Source organism: Paenibacillus tianjinensis, from assembly GCF_017086365.1.
Taxonomy (GTDB): domain Bacteria; phylum Bacillota; class Bacilli; order Paenibacillales; family Paenibacillaceae; genus Paenibacillus_AQ; species Paenibacillus_AQ tianjinensis.
Genome location: NZ_CP070969.1, coordinates 5,057,840 through 5,075,609, shown reverse-complemented (window position 1 = coordinate 5,075,609; position 17,770 = coordinate 5,057,840). Strand labels below are relative to the sequence as shown.

Annotated in this window: 15 protein-coding genes, 1 tRNA gene and 1 other annotated feature (1 of these 17 only partly in view); of the genes, 12 read left to right on the top strand and 4 right to left on the bottom strand. The window is 53.7% G+C overall.

The features are described from left to right. Positions 1-76: 76 nt before the first annotated feature. On the top strand, positions 77-811 hold the full coding sequence (locus JRJ22_RS23535; protein ID WP_206101756.1) for a class I SAM-dependent methyltransferase: 735 nt from the start codon (positions 77-79) through the stop codon (positions 809-811). Continuing rightward, positions 812-1,852 (top strand): MBL fold metallo-hydrolase, encoded by a 1,041-nt coding sequence (locus tag JRJ22_RS23530; protein WP_232380935.1) that lies wholly within the window; start codon positions 812-814, stop codon positions 1,850-1,852. 359 nt (positions 1,853-2,211) lie between these two features. Here the strand turns inward: JRJ22_RS23530 and JRJ22_RS23525 are convergent, their stop codons facing one another. Continuing rightward, positions 2,212-2,808, bottom strand: coding sequence for a phosphatidylglycerophosphatase A family protein (locus tag JRJ22_RS23525; RefSeq protein ID WP_206101755.1), 597 nt, complete (start codon positions 2,806-2,808; stop codon positions 2,212-2,214). Between the two features lie 273 nt (positions 2,809-3,081). Here JRJ22_RS23525 and JRJ22_RS23520 point away from each other — a divergent pair, with 273 nt between their 5' ends. The 8 genes from JRJ22_RS23520 to JRJ22_RS23485 all read left to right on the top strand — a co-directional run bounded on the left by JRJ22_RS23520 (position 3,082) and on the right by JRJ22_RS23485 (position 11,537). Continuing rightward, positions 3,082-4,203 carry a GerMN domain-containing protein gene (locus tag JRJ22_RS23520; RefSeq protein ID WP_206101754.1) on the top strand — a complete coding sequence of 374 codons (1,122 nt, stop codon included), beginning with the start codon at positions 3,082-3,084 and terminating at the stop codon, positions 4,201-4,203. 189 nt (positions 4,204-4,392) lie between these two features. Next, the gene (rph, locus tag JRJ22_RS23515) at positions 4,393-5,151 is read left to right on the top strand and encodes a ribonuclease PH (RefSeq protein ID WP_206101753.1); all 759 of its coding nucleotides are present in this window, start codon (positions 4,393-4,395) and stop codon (positions 5,149-5,151) included. 1 nt (position 5,152) lies between these two features. After that, complete coding sequence (locus JRJ22_RS23510; protein WP_206101752.1) at positions 5,153-5,788, top strand: XTP/dITP diphosphatase; 636 nt, start codon at positions 5,153-5,155, stop codon at positions 5,786-5,788. Positions 5,789-6,381: 593 nt separating this feature from the next. Further along, positions 6,382-8,310 (top strand): glycosyl hydrolase family 18 protein, encoded by a 1,929-nt coding sequence (locus tag JRJ22_RS23505; RefSeq protein ID WP_206101751.1) that lies wholly within the window; start codon positions 6,382-6,384, stop codon positions 8,308-8,310. 289 nt (positions 8,311-8,599) lie between these two features. Beyond that, complete coding sequence (locus tag JRJ22_RS23500) at positions 8,600-9,034, top strand: NfeD family protein (protein ID WP_206101750.1); 435 nt, start codon at positions 8,600-8,602, stop codon at positions 9,032-9,034. Beyond that, entirely contained in the window at positions 9,034-9,969 is a 936-nt protein-coding gene (locus JRJ22_RS23495; RefSeq protein ID WP_206101749.1) for an SPFH domain-containing protein, read from the top strand. The genes JRJ22_RS23500 and JRJ22_RS23495 overlap by 1 nt, the downstream gene beginning before the upstream one ends. 98 nt (positions 9,970-10,067) lie before the next feature. Beyond that, entirely contained in the window at positions 10,068-10,523 is a 456-nt protein-coding gene (locus JRJ22_RS23490; protein ID WP_206101748.1) for a cupin domain-containing protein, read from the top strand. Between the two features lie 177 nt (positions 10,524-10,700). Further along, entirely contained in the window at positions 10,701-11,537 is an 837-nt protein-coding gene (locus tag JRJ22_RS23485) for an aldo/keto reductase (RefSeq protein WP_206101747.1), read from the top strand. A 128-nt stretch (positions 11,538-11,665) separates the two neighbouring features. Here JRJ22_RS23485 and JRJ22_RS23480 read toward each other — a convergent pair whose 3' ends face one another. Next, positions 11,666-12,493: a CPBP family intramembrane glutamic endopeptidase gene (locus JRJ22_RS23480; RefSeq protein WP_206101746.1), complete on the bottom strand. Its 828-nt coding sequence runs from the start codon at positions 12,491-12,493 to the stop codon at positions 11,666-11,668. 94 nt (positions 12,494-12,587) lie between these two features. After that, complete coding sequence (gene asnB, locus JRJ22_RS23475; RefSeq protein WP_206101745.1) at positions 12,588-14,432, bottom strand: asparagine synthase (glutamine-hydrolyzing); 1,845 nt, start codon at positions 14,430-14,432, stop codon at positions 12,588-12,590. A 241-nt stretch (positions 14,433-14,673) separates the two neighbouring features. On the opposite strand from asnB, the gene JRJ22_RS23470 reads away from it, so the two are divergent. After that, positions 14,674-15,042, top strand: a complete 369-nt coding sequence (locus JRJ22_RS23470; protein WP_054942775.1) for a hypothetical protein — start codon at positions 14,674-14,676, stop codon at positions 15,040-15,042. A gap of 198 nt (positions 15,043-15,240) precedes the next feature. After that, positions 15,241-15,314: transfer RNA gene (locus JRJ22_RS23465), tRNA-Arg, on the top strand. Between the two features lie 491 nt (positions 15,315-15,805). Here the strand turns inward: JRJ22_RS23465 and JRJ22_RS23460 are convergent. After that, positions 15,806-17,677 carry an arginine--tRNA ligase gene (locus tag JRJ22_RS23460; RefSeq protein WP_206101744.1) on the bottom strand — a complete coding sequence of 624 codons (1,872 nt, stop codon included), beginning with the start codon at positions 17,675-17,677 and terminating at the stop codon, positions 15,806-15,808. Between the two features lie 62 nt (positions 17,678-17,739). After that, positions 17,740-17,770, bottom strand: a binding site (T-box leader); it runs 188 nt beyond the window's last position.

Sequence of the window (17,770 nt, the reverse complement as noted above, 5' to 3'; positions counted from 1 at the left end):
TTACAGGGAAAAGGGGGTACAATCGTAACCATATTATACATAGAGAGAACTGCAGGAGTGCGGGAGGAGAAGGAAGATGAGTGAATGGTACGAGAAAAGCTTCGGAGAAGATTATTTGATTGTATACCGGCATAGGGATTTCTGCGGAGCCCGGCATGAGGTGGAGCAGATGATCGGCTGGCTGGAGCTGCCGCAGGGGGCAAAGATCCTGGATCTATGCTGCGGCATGGGCCGCCATTCGCTGGCGCTTGCCGAAGCGGGTTATGAGGTCACAGGCGTCGATCTGTCCGAAACCCTGCTTCGTGAAGCCCGTGCCCAGGCTGGTGCCGGAGCGGTGACCTGGGTGCAGTCCGATATGCGCAGGCTGCCGCTCCCCGGCGGTTTTGATGCAGTAGTTAATTTGTTTACTTCATTCGGCTATTTTGAAGAGGATGAGGAACAAGTGAAGGTGCTGCGCGAAATTTACCGGATGCTGAAGCCTGGCGGCAGGTTTATTATAGATTTTCTGAATCCGGCTTATGTCATCCGCCATCTTGTACCGCATTCCTCACGTGAGGACGGGGTTAATCTGATTGACGAGTCCCGCCGGATCGAAGACGGTTATGTGAAGAAGGATATCATCCTTACCTCCCGAGGGGATGATACGCCCCGCAAATATCACGAGCGTGTGAAGCTCTATCCACTGGAAACGTTCCGCAGGCTGATTGCCGCAGCCGGGCTGCAGATCGAAGATGTGCATGGCGATTACGATGAAGGGGAGTACGATGAGGAGCATTCGAAACGGATGATCTTCGTTGGTGCCCGTCCTTAGATGGTTTCAGGCAGAAGACTCAAAGAGGGCGGTGAAGGAGCCATGCGGAAGGCACAGATAAAGGCTTGGGAGAGCGGCATCCTTCAGGTATCCGTGCCGATGGATCCGCCGCTGCGTCAGGTGAACTGTTATATTGTGACAGAGCCGCAGGGCGGCATCACGGTGATTGACCCCGGTCCCCATACACAGGAGGCGGAGCTGGCCTGGGAGGGCGTGCTGGACGAGCTGGATTTATCCTGGGACCATATCCGGAAAATTGTGGTTACCCATCATCACCCTGACCATTACGGTCTGGCGGGCTGGCTGCAGTCCCGCAGCGGCAGCCGGGTATGGATGTCGGAGCGAGCCCACGCCGAGGCCCGGATGTCCTGGGGCGGGGCAGCGACTCTCAATGAGGCGCTGCCGCTGCTGTTCCTCCGGCACGGGATGCCGGAGGAATGGATCCGGGGGATCAGGGAGCATCTGGTGAGCTTCCTGCCCCAGGTTACCCCGCAGGCGGAGGTCAGCTATATCGACGCTGCGGTGCCGGTTGTGATTGGCGGCCGGGAGTGGACGCCGGTTCTGACCGGCGGGCATGCGCCGGGTCACGTGTCTTTGTATGAGGCCGGCAGCGGGCTTGTGTTCTGCGGCGATGCGATTCTGCCGCAGATCTCGCCCAATGTCGGCCTGCAGCCGGGCAGCGATCCGCAGCCGCTGCAGACGTTCCTGGAGGGGCTTCGCGCGCTGCGCAGCCTCCGGGTGAGCCGTGCGTTCCCGGGCCACCGGGAACCGTTCACGGTGTGGACGGAGCGGGCGGACAGCCTGCTCCGGCACCATGAGGAGCGGCTGGATACCGCCGCTCAGCTGCTGGCCGGCGGACCGCTCAGCGGGTTCGCGGTCTGTGAAGCGCTGTTCCGCAGCCGCGTGTCCAGCGCGCATCAGATGCGCTTCGCCATGAGCGAGGCGCTGGCGCATCTGGCCGAGCTGGTGCGCCGGGGGCGGGCAGCGGAGCTTGCGCCTATCCCCGGCGGGCCGGTCCTGTTCGCAGCTGCGGACAGGTAGGACGGGCTGCCAGTTGCCGCGGTTGCGGCACTCCACTCGCTGGCCCTCGCCGCTCGCGCCAAGTATACAAGCACAGCAAAAAGCCATGCCACAGAGCAGTGGGAGCATCCCACCCGGTTCATGTGGCCATGGCTTTTTTAGTTAGTTCAAGTCAGTCCGTTTAACTGCACTTAGTACATTAAAAGCAGCAAAAGTTACACCCATAACAATGTAACTGCATTCTGTGCAATTACTATGCGGAAAAGGGGCTCATACGGAGTAAATGCAGATTTTTAGTTGTACGAAGTACAATTAAAGCTGATTTACAGCCTTATTCGCTTAATTTAATTGCGCAAAGTACAGCTAAATGAACTGCACGATTACTCCAGCCCATCCTCAGCCGCCAGCTTTCTGGCGGCTTCTTCGGTATCCTCCGGCGCATGCGGGAGGCCGAGCTCCTGCTCGCGTTCCGCTTGCTTGCGGTGGGCAATGCGGCTGCTGGCGGCAGCGGCCACAGCGCCGACGATGTCGTCCAGGTAGGTGTGAATCTGCCCGGTGGTTTTATCGTTCAGCCGCTCCAGCACACCGGGCTTCAGCTTGTCTACGTAACCATAGTTGGTGAAGCCGATGCTGCCATATACGTTCACAATGGAGAAGGCGAGAATTTCGTCTACCCCGTATAAGCTCTCATCGTTCTCGATCATATCCTGCAGCGGAGTGAACAGCTTGCCTTCCTCCGCCAGCACATCCAGCTGAATCCCGGTCAGCACCGCATTCTGCACCTCGCGCTTGCTCAGCACCATTTCGACGTTATGGACACATTCCTCGATCGTCAGATTCGGATAGTATTTTTGCTGCAGAAACAGAACAAGCTCAGCAATCTCCTCCAACGTCACGCCGCGCTTATGCAGCCAGTACTTGGTCGCCTCTGCAACCGCTTTGCTGTTAAGACTGTAAGGATTTTTTATATCTTCCATAGTCATCAGTCACCTCATCAGAAGGATAGTTGATTATTTGAATTGCCACTATTATAACGGCTGCTGCTGCGGTTGTCTAAACTGCCGGAAGCCCTGGGGGCGCTTCACAGGCAATGCATTAGTCTTTGGAGTGTTTGGAGTTTTTGGAGCCTGTCCAGAATATAAGATCTGCATTGTCCAGCAATTTAGGATAAGCCGTTGTTATTTTTTGGGCATGGGGCTCGTATACATAGCAGTACAAACTGATCTTAGTGTTGAAAGGGGTAATTATTCATGAAGCATATGAACACAGTCCGCGGTCTGTCTGCGGCTTGTCTGCTCACGGTTCCCATTCTTTTGTCCGGCTGCGGCCTGTTCGGCTCGGAATCGGCATCGGTTGATCCGCCGCCGGAAGAGATTGAGGCGCAAATGCTGGAAGTCAGTGACAACACCACGCTCGACACCGGGGTATTTGGGCCTGTTGCGGAAGAAGGAACTGCAGCGGAAGGCAGCACTACAGATAAGGCGGAAGCTGCTGCCCCCGGGGAACGGACCACCGTGTTTCTCAAGGACGCTAATGGTCTGCTGGCTCCGGTATCCCTCAGCCTTCCCAAAGGCGACAGTACTGTAATGCTGAAGGATTCGCTTACGGCACTGGTTAGTAAAGGGGCCTATGCCTCGGCTGTACCGGAAGGCTTCCAGGGTGTGCTCCCTGCAGGAACGGAAGTGAAGAGTGTCTCGGTAGACAAAGACAAACTGGCAGTAGTGGAATTTAACTCCGCATTTAATGACTACAAGCCTGCCGATGAGCGTAAAATCCTTGAAGCAGTTACCTGGACATTGACCGGCCAGGAAGGCATTCAGGGTGTGCAGCTTTGGGTAGACGGTAAAAAGCTTACAGAAATGCCGCTTCAGGGCACCCCGCTGGATCATCCGCTGTCACGCGCCTTCGGGATCAACCTGCAGAAGAATGGCCCGATGCAGATGAACCAGAGCGCGGTTACGGTATATTTTTCCGCAGCTACGCCTGACGGTACCCACCAGTATTATGTTCCGGTCACACGCTTTGTACCCGCCGGAGAGGACAAGGTGAAAGCGGCACTGGGAGAGCTGATCGCCGGACCGGAGTCTGCTAACGGCCTGGAGACGGCAATGACCGGGGGAACGGTGTTAGATTCCGTAGAAGCCGGGCAAAATGGGGTAGTTACCGTATCCCTGACTGACGATATGTTCACAGACGGTAAGAATGTGCCGGAGGAAATGCTGGAATCCGTGGTGCTGACGGTAGCGCAAAATGCCGAGGATGCTCCGGTCCAAATCCGTCTGAACGGACTTGAAACGGTCACCGGAACCAACAACGTGGACTATGGCAAGCCGGTCTCTGCTCCGGAATATGTGAACGCACTGCCGTTATAAAAGATTTTCTCAGGGCTAAAAGATGCTTTTGTGCCTGCTCTTTGATAGAATAAAGTTTGCTAAGCGAAAAACGGATAATGTCCTTCCCTGGATGTTATCCGTTTCTCGCGCAAAGTAGAGAATAGACATCCCGCTTGGCGGGAACTTTTATCACAACTTTAGCTATTCAAGATGCAGGAGGAAGAAAACATGAGATCAAACGGACGTAACGACGACCAGCTCCGGCCGCTGACAATAACCACCCAAACGAATAAATATGCTGAGGGTTCAGTTCTGATTGAAATGGGAGACACGAAGGTCATCGTCACCGCGACGGTGGATGAGAAGGTCCCGCCGTTTCTGAAAGGACAAGGCAAAGGCTGGGTGACTGCTGAATATTCCATGCTTCCCCGGGCGACCCAGACGCGCAACCAGCGTGAGGCGGCACGCGGCAAGCTGACCGGACGGACGATGGAGATCCAGCGGCTGATCGGACGGGCGCTTCGTTCCGTAGTCAATCTGCAGGCGCTCGGCGAGCGCAGCATTACACTGGACTGTGACGTCATCCAGGCGGACGGCGGCACACGGACGGCTTCGATTACAGGCGCTTTTGTAGCGATGGCGTTTGCCATTAACAAAATTGCGCTGCAGCATAAACTTAGCGTATTCCCGATTACCGATTATCTGGCCGCAATCAGCGTCGGTGTGGTCGGCGACAAAACGCTGCTTGATTTGAACTATGAAGAGGATTCCAAAGCAAAAGTCGATATGAACGTAGTCATGACCGGCGGCGGGGCATTTGTAGAAGTGCAAGGCACCGGGGAGGAGCGGCCGTTCACCCGCCAGGAGCTTGACCAGCTGCTCGGTCTTGGGGAGAAGGGGATCTACGAGCTGATCGCCGTGCAGAAGGAAGTACTCGGTCCGATCGCGCTCAAAATCCCGTCCGGCCAGCCTGGCCAAGAGGTGTAGCATGAACGCCGGCGGTGGAATTCTGATTGTCGCTACCAAAAATAAAGGCAAGGTCCGTGAGTTCCAGCATGCTTTTGCACCGCTTGGACTGACCGTGAAGAGTATGTTCGACTACCCGCAGCTGCCGGATGTAGTGGAAGACGGGACAACCTTTGCCGAGAATGCATTCAAAAAATCCAAAGCAGTCGGCGATGCCCTCGGGCTGCCTGTGCTGGCCGATGACTCCGGTCTCTGTGTCGATGCTCTGGACGGCCGCCCAGGGGTCTACTCGGCGCGTTATGCCGGAGAGGATGCCCGGGATCAGGACAATAACCTCAAGCTGCTGAGCGAGCTGGAAGGGCTGAAGCAGGGTGAGGATACCGGCCAGCCGCTGCTCAGTCCCGCCCGTTTCGTCTGTGCCTTGTCGCTTTATGATCCGGCGGACGGCCAGGAGCTGACGGCGGAAGGCACCGTGGAGGGCTGGATTACCTCTGAGCCGGCGGGCGGCGGAGGGTTCGGCTATGATCCGCTCTTTTACCTTCCCGAGTATGAGAAGACGATGGCCGAGCTGACGCTGGAAGAGAAGCAGAGGATCAGCCACCGGGGAATGGCGCTTAGGCTGCTGACGGATAAGCTGGCCGCGAAGCAGCGGAAATAGCGGGGTCACGGCTTGCGGCAAAATTACTGTAGTGTTGCACCCTAATTCAATTGGAACCATTAGAGGGCCTATCCGCAGTCTTTGCGGGTGGGCCTTTTTGTGCTGTGCAGCTACAAAATAAACTGAAATTGCAATATTACGCAGTGGCATTTTTTAAGCATAAGATGATCTTATCCCTCCAAAACGGAAATTTCCCCCTAGCCCTTTGAGCAGCAATGCTTGAAAATTAGAAGTGCCTTCACACCTTTTCATGTAATAAATCCTCCACTAGCATTCACTCCATCCTTGCAACCCGTTCACACACCTGACAGCACCTTTTTTTTGGCGAGTTCAATCTAAGGAGTCAAAAGACTCCTTCACCACAGGCAGCGGAGAAGCTTCATGCGTTTTTTTAGCATGCTATCTTCTATTTAGCTGCCGCTAATTTAATAGAAAGGCAAGTGAGGGTGAATCCAATTCCTGGGGGTGAGCGATGAGTTTTCTTTTCTGAGCATGCAGGCATAAGCATTACCATTCTAGTCCGAACGCTGTCGCCGTTTCTTGTACCTGAACAGAATTGTGCTACGCATTCAACCGAGGAGGTAACCACTTCAATGCTGAAGAAACAGAAATCGAGGAAAGCTGCGCTGCTGGGCCTTGTAGCTGCTCTGATCATTACACTTGCCGCCGGACTGGGCGGTAGTGTCAAAACTGCAAATGCGGAAGGAAATTACAAGGTGGTCGGGTATTATGCATCATGGGCTGCCTATGGACGGGCTTTTAACGTAACGGATATTGATCCCACGAAAATGAATGTAATTAACTATGCCTTCGCAGACATCTGCTGGAACGGTATACACGGGAATCCCGACCCGACCGGACCGAACCCGGTTACCTGGAGCTGCCAGAATGAGCAGGGCCAGACCATCAGCGTACCGAATGGTACGATTGTGCTGGGTGATCCCTGGATCGATGCCCAGAAAAGCTTTGGGGATGACAAATGGGACGATCCGATCAAAGGCAATCTGAAGCAGCTGTGGAAGCTCAAGGAAAAAAATCCGAACCTCAAGACTGTAATCTCCGTCGGCGGCTGGACCTGGTCGAACCGCTTCTCGGATGTGGCGGCTACGGCGGCGACCCGTGAGGTATTTGCTAATTCCGCGGTTGATTTCATCCGCAAATACCAGATGGATGGGGTCGACCTCGATTGGGAATATCCGGTGAGCGGGGGGCTGGCAGGCAACAGCTACCGTGCGGAAGACAAGCAGAATTACGTACTGCTGCTGCAGAAAATACGTGAAAAGCTGAATGCGGCGGGCACCGCCGACGGCAAAACCTATCTGCTGACCATTGCCTCCGGTGCAGGTCCAGCCTATATCCAAAATAATAATCTCAGCGGCATTGCAGCGGTTGTGGACTGGATCAACATTATGACCTATGACTTTAACGGAAGCTGGAACACCACGACCGGACATAACGCACCGCTGTATTATGACCCTGCGGCAGCGTCTTCCGGGCTTACTGAGCCGGCGAATTATAATATCGACAAAGCTGTTACCAGCTATCTTTCCGCAGGGGTTCCGGCAGGGAAACTGGTGCTCGGCATGCCATTCTACGGCCGAGGCTGGGGCGGAGCGCCGAGTACGGGCAATGGACAGTATCAGGTATCGTCCGGTATTTCCTCTACTGGCACCTGGGAGAAGGGGAATTACGATTTCAATGACCTGGAAGCGAACTATATTAACAAAAACGGCTACACCCGTTACTGGAATAATACATCTAAAGTGCCTTATCTCTATAATCCTTCGACACAAACCTATATCAGCTACGATGATGTAGAATCCATCGGTTATAAGATCAGCTATCTGAAGTCCAAAGGCCTGGCCGGGGCAATGTTCTGGGAGACGAGCGGCGACCGCAACAAAACTCTTCAGAACAAGCTGAGCACCGAGCTAGGCGGTACTGTGGTTACACCAACCCCAACGCCGACTGCAACGGTGGCGCCGACACCAACAGCCACGGCAACGCCAAAACCAAGTGCCACGGCAACACCGACCGCAAGCGCGACTCCTGGCGTTACAGCGACGCCGACGCCAAGTGCCACAGTGACACCAACCCCAACACCGGGGCAATGCACAGTAGCGGCCTGGAGCTCTACCGCCGTATACACGAAAGGCCAGCAGGCCTCTTACGGCGGTATATTATATGAGGCGCAGTGGTGGACTCAGGGCGACCGTCCTGATCTGAGCGGTGCATACGGGGTATGGAAGGTGATAGGAACCTGCGGCAATACCGCTGCTTCCCCGACACCGTCCCCTTCCGCAACCCCCACGCCTGTACCAACTGTTACGCCGACTGCAACGGTGAAACCAACGGCAACCGCATCGACAACACCTGGAGCCGGTGCATGGTTGGCAGGTACCGCTTATAAAGCAGGTGATGTGGTTACCTACAATGGAGCATCTTATACTTGCCTCCAGGCGCACACCTCACTGGCGGGCTGGGAACCGGCGACCACACCGGCTCTCTGGAAAAAGAACTAATCCCGCTTCCCCCGCATCCGCTGGGTATATCATTATTATTGGGCAGCAAAAAAGCTTGCGGAGAAGGATAACTTCTCTGCAGGCTTTTTGGTGTGGTTCACGTATAGCGTGACCATTACACCCGCTGCTCCCAAGCCCGGTATTTTTGCCAAAGTGCGGTTCTGTATTCATAAGCTTCCACAAGCTGAAATATAATGATGATGCCGCTGCCCGGTTTTTAACATTTATGGAACGTAAGTGCCTTTGATTTCGTTATAGTAGTATATAGCGGAAGGTGGTGGGTCTACCTATGGATGTCTGGGCGTTGTGGTTAATCATTGCCGGCGTCTTGTTTGTCGTAGAAATGTTTACGTTTACATTTTATTTGTTATGGCTTAGTATCGGAGCTTTGGCGGGCGGTGTGGTTGCAATCTTGTTTCCGGACGCAATATTTCTGCAGGTAGTGGTCGGTTCATTGGTTGCTTTGGGTCTGACGGTATTTACCAAACCCCTGGCCGCCAGGCTCCGGAGCTCGCGGGGGTTCAAGGATACCGGGACAGAGATCGTCGGCAGACAGGGGCTGGTCGTGGAACCGATTGTGCCTGGGCGCTACGGGCAGGTCAAAGTAGGCGGTGATACTTGGAGTGCAACGTCCACAGAAGCTCTGGGCAAAGATCAGAAGGTTATCGTTGTTAAAAGAGGTACCACGATTATTGAAGTAGAACGATGGGGGGACACGTACTGATGCAATTAGCCATTTTAGGAATTATCGTTGTTGTTGTCGTAGTATTTATCGCACTGACGATCAAAATCGTTCCGCAGCAAAGGGTAGGCGTAGTCGAACGGCTCGGGAAATTTAACCGCCTGCTTACACCGGGTCTTAACATCCTTATTCCGGTTATCGACCAGGTACGAACCTATCATGATTTGCGGATTCAGCAGGCCAATGTGCCGCCGCAAACGGTCATTACGAAGGACAACGTGCAGGTGCAGATTGATACGATCATCTTTTATCAGGTGGTAGGCCCGGAAGAAGCGACTTATGGGATCTCCGATTATGTATACGGGGTACGCAACATCTCCACGGCAACCATGCGGCAGATTATCGGGAAGCTGGAGCTGGATGAAACCCTGTCCGGCCGGGAAAAAATCTCCTCGGATATCCGGCTCGCCCTGGATGAAGCGACGGAAAAGTGGGGCGTACGGATCGAACGCGTGGAGGTCATTGATATTAAGCCGCCGCTTGATATCCAGGAAGCGATGGATAAGCAGATGAAGGCAGAACGCAGCAAACGTGCGATTGTCCTTGAGGCGGAAGCCGCCAAGCAGGATATGATCCTGCGCGCAGAAGGCGACAAGCAGAGTAAGATCCTGAAGGCTGAAGGTGACAAGGAAGCGCGTATCCGTCAGGCGGAAGGCATGCGCCAGGCGCAGGAGCTGGAAGCGCTCGGTCAGGCCAAGGCGATTCAGGCAGTGGCGGAAGCCGAGAAATCGCGTATCCAGCTGATCAGCAGCGCCGGACTGGATGAGCGGGTGCTGGCCTATCAATCCTTTGATGCATTAACTGAAATCTCCAAGGGTGCAGCCAATAAAGTGTTCCTGCCAAGCAGTGCTGTGGAAACGCTGGGTACACTCGGTGCCATCGCTGAGGTGTTCAAGGCCAGCAAGGAGAGCAAATAAGCGGGAGGTTTTACAATCGCGGTACATTCCGTTAAAGTAAAAGCAAACCTAAATTAACTGTGGATGCTTATGCAGCACAACTTTAAGGAGAAGATACTGTGACGCAAAAAGAAATTTCTCCGCTGGTGGAAGCGCTGGGGCTGCAGCCTCACGTTGAAGGCGGATGGTACAAAAGACTTTGGAATTCTTCCTTTGAAATCCCGCACGAAACCCTTGGCAGCAGCTACTCGGGGCCAAGAGCCTCAGCGTCGTCCATTTACTTCCTGCTTCACCCGGGCGAAGCTTCGGAATGGCACACTGTGCTCTCCGACGAAATCTGGCTGTGGCATTCCGGCAGCCCGATTGTGCTGAGCCTCGGCGGCAGCGGCGAACAGCCGGAGAACGTTACCGAGGTCGTTCTCGGCATTGATGTCGCAGCCGGCCAGCAGCCGCAGGTGGTCATTCCGGCAGGCGTCTGGCAGGCGGCACGGCCGCTTGGCGATGAGCCGGTGCTGGTTTCCTGCATCGTATCGCCGGAGTTTCATTTCGATGATTTCAAGCTGATCGAAAAGTAAATAAGTGGGGGGAGCGTCTACTGTGATTACAGTGGCGCTCTTTTTTTAGAGGGGCGATCCGCGCTTTTGGTGGCACCGCAGCAATCTGTTATACTGTTGTTTGCATCCGGCTGATTACACAGTCTCTATAAAGGTTAAGGAAGTTTGATCAAACTATTCAAGCTTGGAGGGTGAACCATGAGCGAAATGAACGGACCGTTTACAGGTGGGCCTACATTGAATGACGGAGTAACGATGCCATGGCTGGGTCTAGGGGTATGGCAGACCAAAGACGGCGAAGAAGTTATCCATGCGGTGAAGACGGCTATTGAAACAGGCTACCGCAGTATTGATACAGCGGCCGGATATAATAATGAAGAAGGTGTCGGACAAGCAATCCGGGAATGCGGGGTGCCCCGGGAAGAGCTGTTCATCACAACCAAGGTGCGCAATCCCGATCAGGGCTACGAATCCACGCTGAAGGCCTTCGAGGTGAGCCGGAAGAAGCTGGGGCTGGATGTGATTGATCTGTATCTGATCCACTGGCCGGTGGCCGGCAAATACCGGGATACGTGGAAAGCACTGATCCATCTGCAGAAGGAGGGGCTGGTCAAATCGATCGGCGTCAGCAACTTTCAGACTCATCATCTGCAGGATATTATTGATGACACCGGAGTGGTGCCTGTTGTCGACCAGATTGAATTCCATCCGCTGCTGACCCAGCGTGAGGTGCTGAAATTTGCGAAGGCGCATGACATTCAGGTTGAGGCCTGGAGTCCCCTCATGCAAGGCAATCTGGATGTGCCGCTGCTGAAAGAATTGGCTGAAAGATACGGCAAAACTGTCGCACAAATTGTGCTGCGCTGGGATTTACAGCAGGGTGTGATCACGATTCCGAAATCGGTGCATGCCGAGCGGATCGTCGAAAATGCCGGATTCTTTGACTTCACCCTGAGTGACGAAGACGTCAAGGCGATTGAGGATTTGAACCAGAATCACCGGTTCGGTCCCGATCCGGATAACTTTAATTTCTAAACCGGATAAAATCGCGGCTGTAGGCTGTAATAAAAGACAAAAGAGCAAGTCACAGGAATGTGACTTGCTCTTTATTTTGTCTTGCTCGGATAAGTGGAGCAACTGGTTGAATCCTCTCCCTTTGCCGTTTACAGCCTGGGCGGTTGGCTGCGGCGTCTGCCGAGGATCCGCATCAGCAGGATGCCATGGAGAATGACCAGCATACTGCAGACCATCGCCATTACCTCAGCAGCCTGGTCGCTGGCGGTCAGCAGATCAAAAATGCCGTGCCATACGATGACAGGAAGGATGCTCCAGCGGCTGCCTTCACAGATCCAGGCCAGCACGACTGAACCGTAGGTCAGGCTGATCGCCCAGCCAATGATGCCAAAGCCCATTCCAAGATAGCTTTCATTGAACCAGAAGGCAGGTAAATGCCAGGCCATCCAGATCAGTGCCACCAGCAGAGCAGAGGTGAACAGGGAGTAGCGCTTGTGCAGTGCAGGCAGCAAATAACCGCGCCAGCCGCTCTCCTCCCCGATACCGAAGGTCAGCATCCATACCCCTGAGGTCATCCAGATGTTAAACCGCGGCGGCAGGTCAGAGGTGAGGCCGAACTTGTGCATATCCGGCATACTCCCCGTGATCAGCGTGTGGGCCAATACAGCGACCGCCCCGTAAGCGAGCGGCAGACCTGCGGCAATGGCCAGCCACTTTTTGGAGAAAGCAAGAGAAAATGCGGTTTTGCTCCAGGTGGTAATCCCTCCTTCACCGGGCAGCCGGAGGCTGACCAGTGTGCCGAGCAGCGGCCCGAAGGAGCCTAGATAGAATTGACCGGGCAGCACCGGCATACCAGCTTCGAACTGCTTATTGAGCAGGAGCGGCAGCCAGCACAGCCAGGTGAATCCAAAGGCGACAATTATGAATGGAAGCAGTTTTTTTGTGGGCGAAGCAGCAGGTTTTACAGAGGTTGGCATCAAGGACAATACCCCTTTAACGAAGATATGTTTACCTATAGTTGTAGAGGTTTTTATCCTATCCGGCTGTATTAATAATCACGAACCTCTGCATTTATCCAATCGAAACGTTGTATGTTTTCAGCCAGAGATTTACCTGGGCCAGATAAGCGAACAGCTGCGGACCGGACATCAGCTGGCCGAACCAGGGCAGGTTGCTGGATGATTCCGGCGATGCCGCGATTTCGCGGATTTTGGCCGGATCGATGAGCGGCAGGATCGGAGAGGAGGAATCATCGAGAATACTCAGCATCTGTGAACGTACGGCGTTTAAATAAGCGGGATTATGGGTTTTGGGATAAGGGCTTTTTTTACGGTAGAGCACATCATCCGGCAGTACGCCCTCCAGCGCTTTGCGCAGAATGCCTTTTTCACGGTTGCCGACGGTTTTAATTTCCCAGGGAATGTTGAACACATATTGCACCAGCCGGTGATCGCAGTAAGGGACACGGACTTCAAGCCCTACACCCATGCTCATCCGGTCCTTGCGGTCCAGCAGCGTAGGCATGAACCGGGTAATATTGAGGTAGGACATCACGCGCATTTGCGCCTGTTTGCCGGTCTCCCCGTCAAGCTTAGGAACCTCAGCCACGGCATCGCTGTAACGGTCGCCTAAATATTCCAGCGGACGTATCCATTCCCTGACTTCGGGCGACAATAGTTCTGCGCGCATTTTGGGGGCCACAGACCAGGGGAACGTCCCGGAGGACAGCATCTCTTCCCGGTGGAACCAGGGATATCCGCCAAAAATTTCGTCAGCCGCTTCGCCCGAAATGGCTACAGTCGCATTCTTTTTAATTTCCCGGCAAAATAAATACAGCGACGAATCCACATCGGTCATCCCCGGCAAATCGCGCGAGTAGAGGGCATTATCCAGCGCCGACACCAGCTCCGGGGTATCAAAAGTCACATAGTGATGATTGGTATTCAGCTCATCGACCATCCGCTTAATCCACGGCCCGTCTGCTCCGGGCTGGAAGGTATGGCTTTTGAAATGCTTATCGTTATCAACATAATCGACGGAATAAGTGTCAACCTGTCCTTGGCCGCTGCGGTTGTAATAATCAACGGCGAGCGCGGTGAGGGCGCTGGAATCAAGGCCGCCGGACAGCAGGGAGCAGACCGGAACGTCGGAGACGAGCTGGCGCTCCAGCGTATCCTGCAGCAGTTCGCGTACCTTGGCGGCTGTTTCATCGACATTATCGGTGTGATTGTAGCTCTCCAGTTCCCAGTAAGCATACTTACGGATTCCATTCCGGTTATAAATCATGGCATGACCCGGGCGAAGCTCGAATATATCTTTGTATACACCCTGTCCCGGTGTGCGGGCCGGACCGATGATGAAGATTTCTGCCAGACCTTCCGGTCCGACCTTCGGCTGAACCTTGGGATGCTGCAGCAGCGCTTTGGGCTCAGAGCCGAAGACAAACACATCATCCACCTGGCTATAGAACAAGGGTTTCACGCCAAGCCGGTCACGTGCCAGAAACAGATGCTCGCGTACGCTGTCCCAGACCGCAAAGGCAAAGATTCCGTTCAGCTTCTCAGTGCAGTCAGGTCCCCATTCCATGTAGGCGTGGAGCAGAACCTCGGTGTCACACTGGGTCAGGAAGCGGTGCCCGCGCTGTTTGAGCTCACCCTTGAGCTCGCCCGCATTATACAATTCGCCGTTATACACAAGGGCATAGACCTGTTCGTCATGGCGGGCGATCATCGGCTGTGCGCCGTTCTCGGGGTCAATCACGCTAAGTCTGCGGTGTCCAAGGGCACAAGGCCCTGATATCCACGTTCCGGCCGCATCCGGTCCGCGGTTGGATAAGGTTTCAGTCATTTTTACGAGCAGCTGCGAGTGCTGTGTTAGGTCGCCGCGCCACTGGATAAATCCGGTTATTCCGCACATGTCGTTTCATCCTCTCTTTTTGTGCGATTGTTGTCCAAATATAAGAATGGATATGCTTTACGCAAAAAAATGATCCTTATATTCTCGCTGAAACGGTTGTGGTCCTTAGGAGACGGCGCAGCCGGTTCCACTTGTTTCTTTTTTGCCAAGTAATACAGATATATGCCGATTGAAGGGATAAAATGTATGTCCTTATCCGAACACTAGGGAGAGGGAAATTTGCCAGGAGGGATGATGACAAGTGTATTACATTAAAGACGCCAAAATCCGCAGAATGACCGAATATGACGGTGCGCCTTGTGCCGAAGTAGGGGTATTGCCGGGAGCTGTAGGCGATTCCGCGCTTTTGGTGTACATTGTTGAAGACCAGCGTGAGGAAGGGTACGAAATTGTGCGCATTCTGACGAATGATGCGGACACCGAAACCGATTGGTTTGATAACAATATGCATGATGCCTTTCAGGATGTGACAGTCAGCGCGTTTACCGGCAGTATTGTCATGAGTCCGGAGGATGAACGGTCCAAGTTCCAGCGGGAGCTGCTCATTTTCGGCCATCTGAAAAAACAGCTGGAGGAGCACTTCCGGCAAGTTACACCAGGACGGCATTAAGGGCTGCAGCAGAGATGCTGCTGCCTCTGCTCCGGCGGCGGAAGACGGAAAGTGAGCGGCGCTATGCGCCGCTTCATCCGCTGCCGGGGGCAGAAATTGTTTTTCTTCGTCTCCAGCCTTGAAAAATTATCTCAATGAGGTATAATAAATAACGTTGCGTTAATACATAGTGTTAATAATCAGTCCTGTCATCGACATGTCCCGGTAGCTCAGTTGGATAGAGCATGCGCCTTCTAAGCGCACGGTCGGGGGTTCGAATCCCTTCCGGGACGTCACTGTAACAGCCTTCCTCCGGGAAGGCTGTTTGCGTTCGGGGGGATGAGAACCCCGAAAGGGGGGGACGTTGAAGCATAAGCATCGTTAGGATTACATCGCAATCAGCCCGAAAGGGCTGCATCCCTTCCGGGACGTCACTGTAACAGCCTTCCTCCGGGAAGGCTGTTTGTGCGTCCGGAGGATGAGAAGAAGACTGTTTACCACCCGCGGGTATAATAAGTGTACTCTGTGCAATTAAAAATACTGTGTTATCCGGCAAATTAGTTTAGGTGCACTTTGTACATCTATTTTGCCCGGAATTGCCAATGTGGGTCGATTTCACCGATTATAGTTGTACGAAATGCATTTATTCTCATTAAATGCTCATTCTCACGGGTTATAGTTGTACGAAGTACAGTTAAACTATGTTATGCCACGGAAGATCCAATAATCGATAGGCCCGTCGCCAAATCAGCTGTCACTCGTATCAAAGGAGCCGCCTCGGCAGTTACATCCGTTCCGGTTTCGGCAGTCCCAGCACGTCCAGCACATCCCCCAGCGTCTCCTGGAATTTGTACGTTAGCCAGAGGCGGAAGGAGACCCGGGCGGCTTCACCTTTCAGGATCGGGCAGGCTGAGTAAAAGTTGTTAAACAGCGAAGCCAGAGTATGCGCATAGTTGCAGATGACATTCGGCGTCAGCAGAACGCTTGCACTGTAGAGAGTATCCTGCCAGGTGCTGAGATGTCTCAGCAGCGCAAGCTCTGCCTTTTCCAGCGGCGACGGGAATTCCGGTAGAGCGTCCTCTTCTTCAACATTAACAGGAACAACAGCTTTGCTGAGCACACTGCCTGCACGCGCGTAGGTGTACATCAGATAAACTCCCGTATTGCCGGAAATCTCCGTAGCCTGCTTGAAATCAAAAATAATCTCCGTTCCCAGATTGAAGCGCAGCAGATAATACCGGATGGCTGCGGTAGCGATGAGCCGGCTGGAGAGGCCGGTTTTATCAGACCGGGTGGCTTCAATGGTATGCTCCATCAGCTGCACCAGCTCGGTGACCTTGATGCCGATACCCTGGCGGCCGGACATGGCGTAAGAGGATTTGCCTTCCGTGGTGTCGATGCCAAGCTCCGCTGCGGAGGCGGGACTGAGTGAAACAACGCCATAGCTTACGTGATGCAGCTTCTCAGCCTGCCCCTTGAACCCCAGCACCTCAAGCGCCTGCTTGACCATCGCCTGCGGATATTCCTGACGGTAGTCAATCACATTGACCACCCGGTCTGCCCCGCCAAAAGGCAGCTGCTCCCCGGTTAATCCCGTCGTCCAAAGTCTGGCATTAAACTCGCTGTAGGCGAAATCCTTATCCAAAAGTCCAAACTTCCAGAGATGATAGGCAATATCCTTGGCGGTATAGGTCAGAATTCCGTTCGAGCGCACCAGCACCTTATCTTTGTGATGCTCTTCAGAATCTGCCTCTCCTTCATCCTCCGCAGGTTGCTTCAATATCCAGCAGCCCGCAAGCTTCCCCTCCTTCTCCTGCACAAATACTTCCGTCTGTTCCAGCAGCGCGAACGCGGATGACCAGAAGCCTTCCTTCACAATGCTGCTCTCCCAGACGAGCAAATCATAGCGGATGCCGAACCCCTTCATCTCCTCCACATGCTCTTTGACAATCCGCTCCGCAACCAGTTTACCCAGCCAGGCTGTATTGCCTTTCCCTTCTTCCAAAGCATGAAGAATCTCCGTCCGTTTGTGCAGCGTCTCAGGATGCAGCGCATATTCCTTGTTCACACCGGCGTAAATATCCCAGCAATAATCACCAAAACGCACATGTTCACCTGCAAGCGGCACATTCAGCAGCCCAACCACCGTATCTGCCAGCTGATTGCCGAGATCGTCCACATAATTATGGACCTCTACGTTGTGCCCGGTTCTACGCAAAATTCTTACCAGCGCGTCCCCGATACACGAGTTTCTCAGGTGGCCTATATGCATCGATTTATTGGGATTGACAGAGGTATGTTCGATGATGACCTTTTCCCCTGCAGATGTGGGCAGTTCAAACCTGCGTCCGGCCCACTCCCGCCAGTCAATGTACAGATTAATGAATCCCGGTGCCGCGATGTCGACTTTTTGAAATAGTGCCCCAAGACTCTCTGACTGACGTAGCTCAGTTGTTATCAGCTCCGCAATGGCCATAGGGGCTTTGCGCAGTACCTTTGCCAGCTGCATGGCAATGTTGCTGGAGTAGTCGCCGAAATCGGGATTAGCGGGCTGTTCAAGCACAATCGTTACCTGTTCTGCACCGTCAGCGCCGAGGGCTGTAAATACATGACTTACGCTCTTTTCCAAACTGTCTTTGATAAGCTGGCTTAACATGGTTATGACCTCCTGAAAATGTTGAATCGTAATATATGCAAAAGAAAAAGCCCTCATCTCCAAAAAGAGACGAAGGCTTATTGCGCTCGCGGT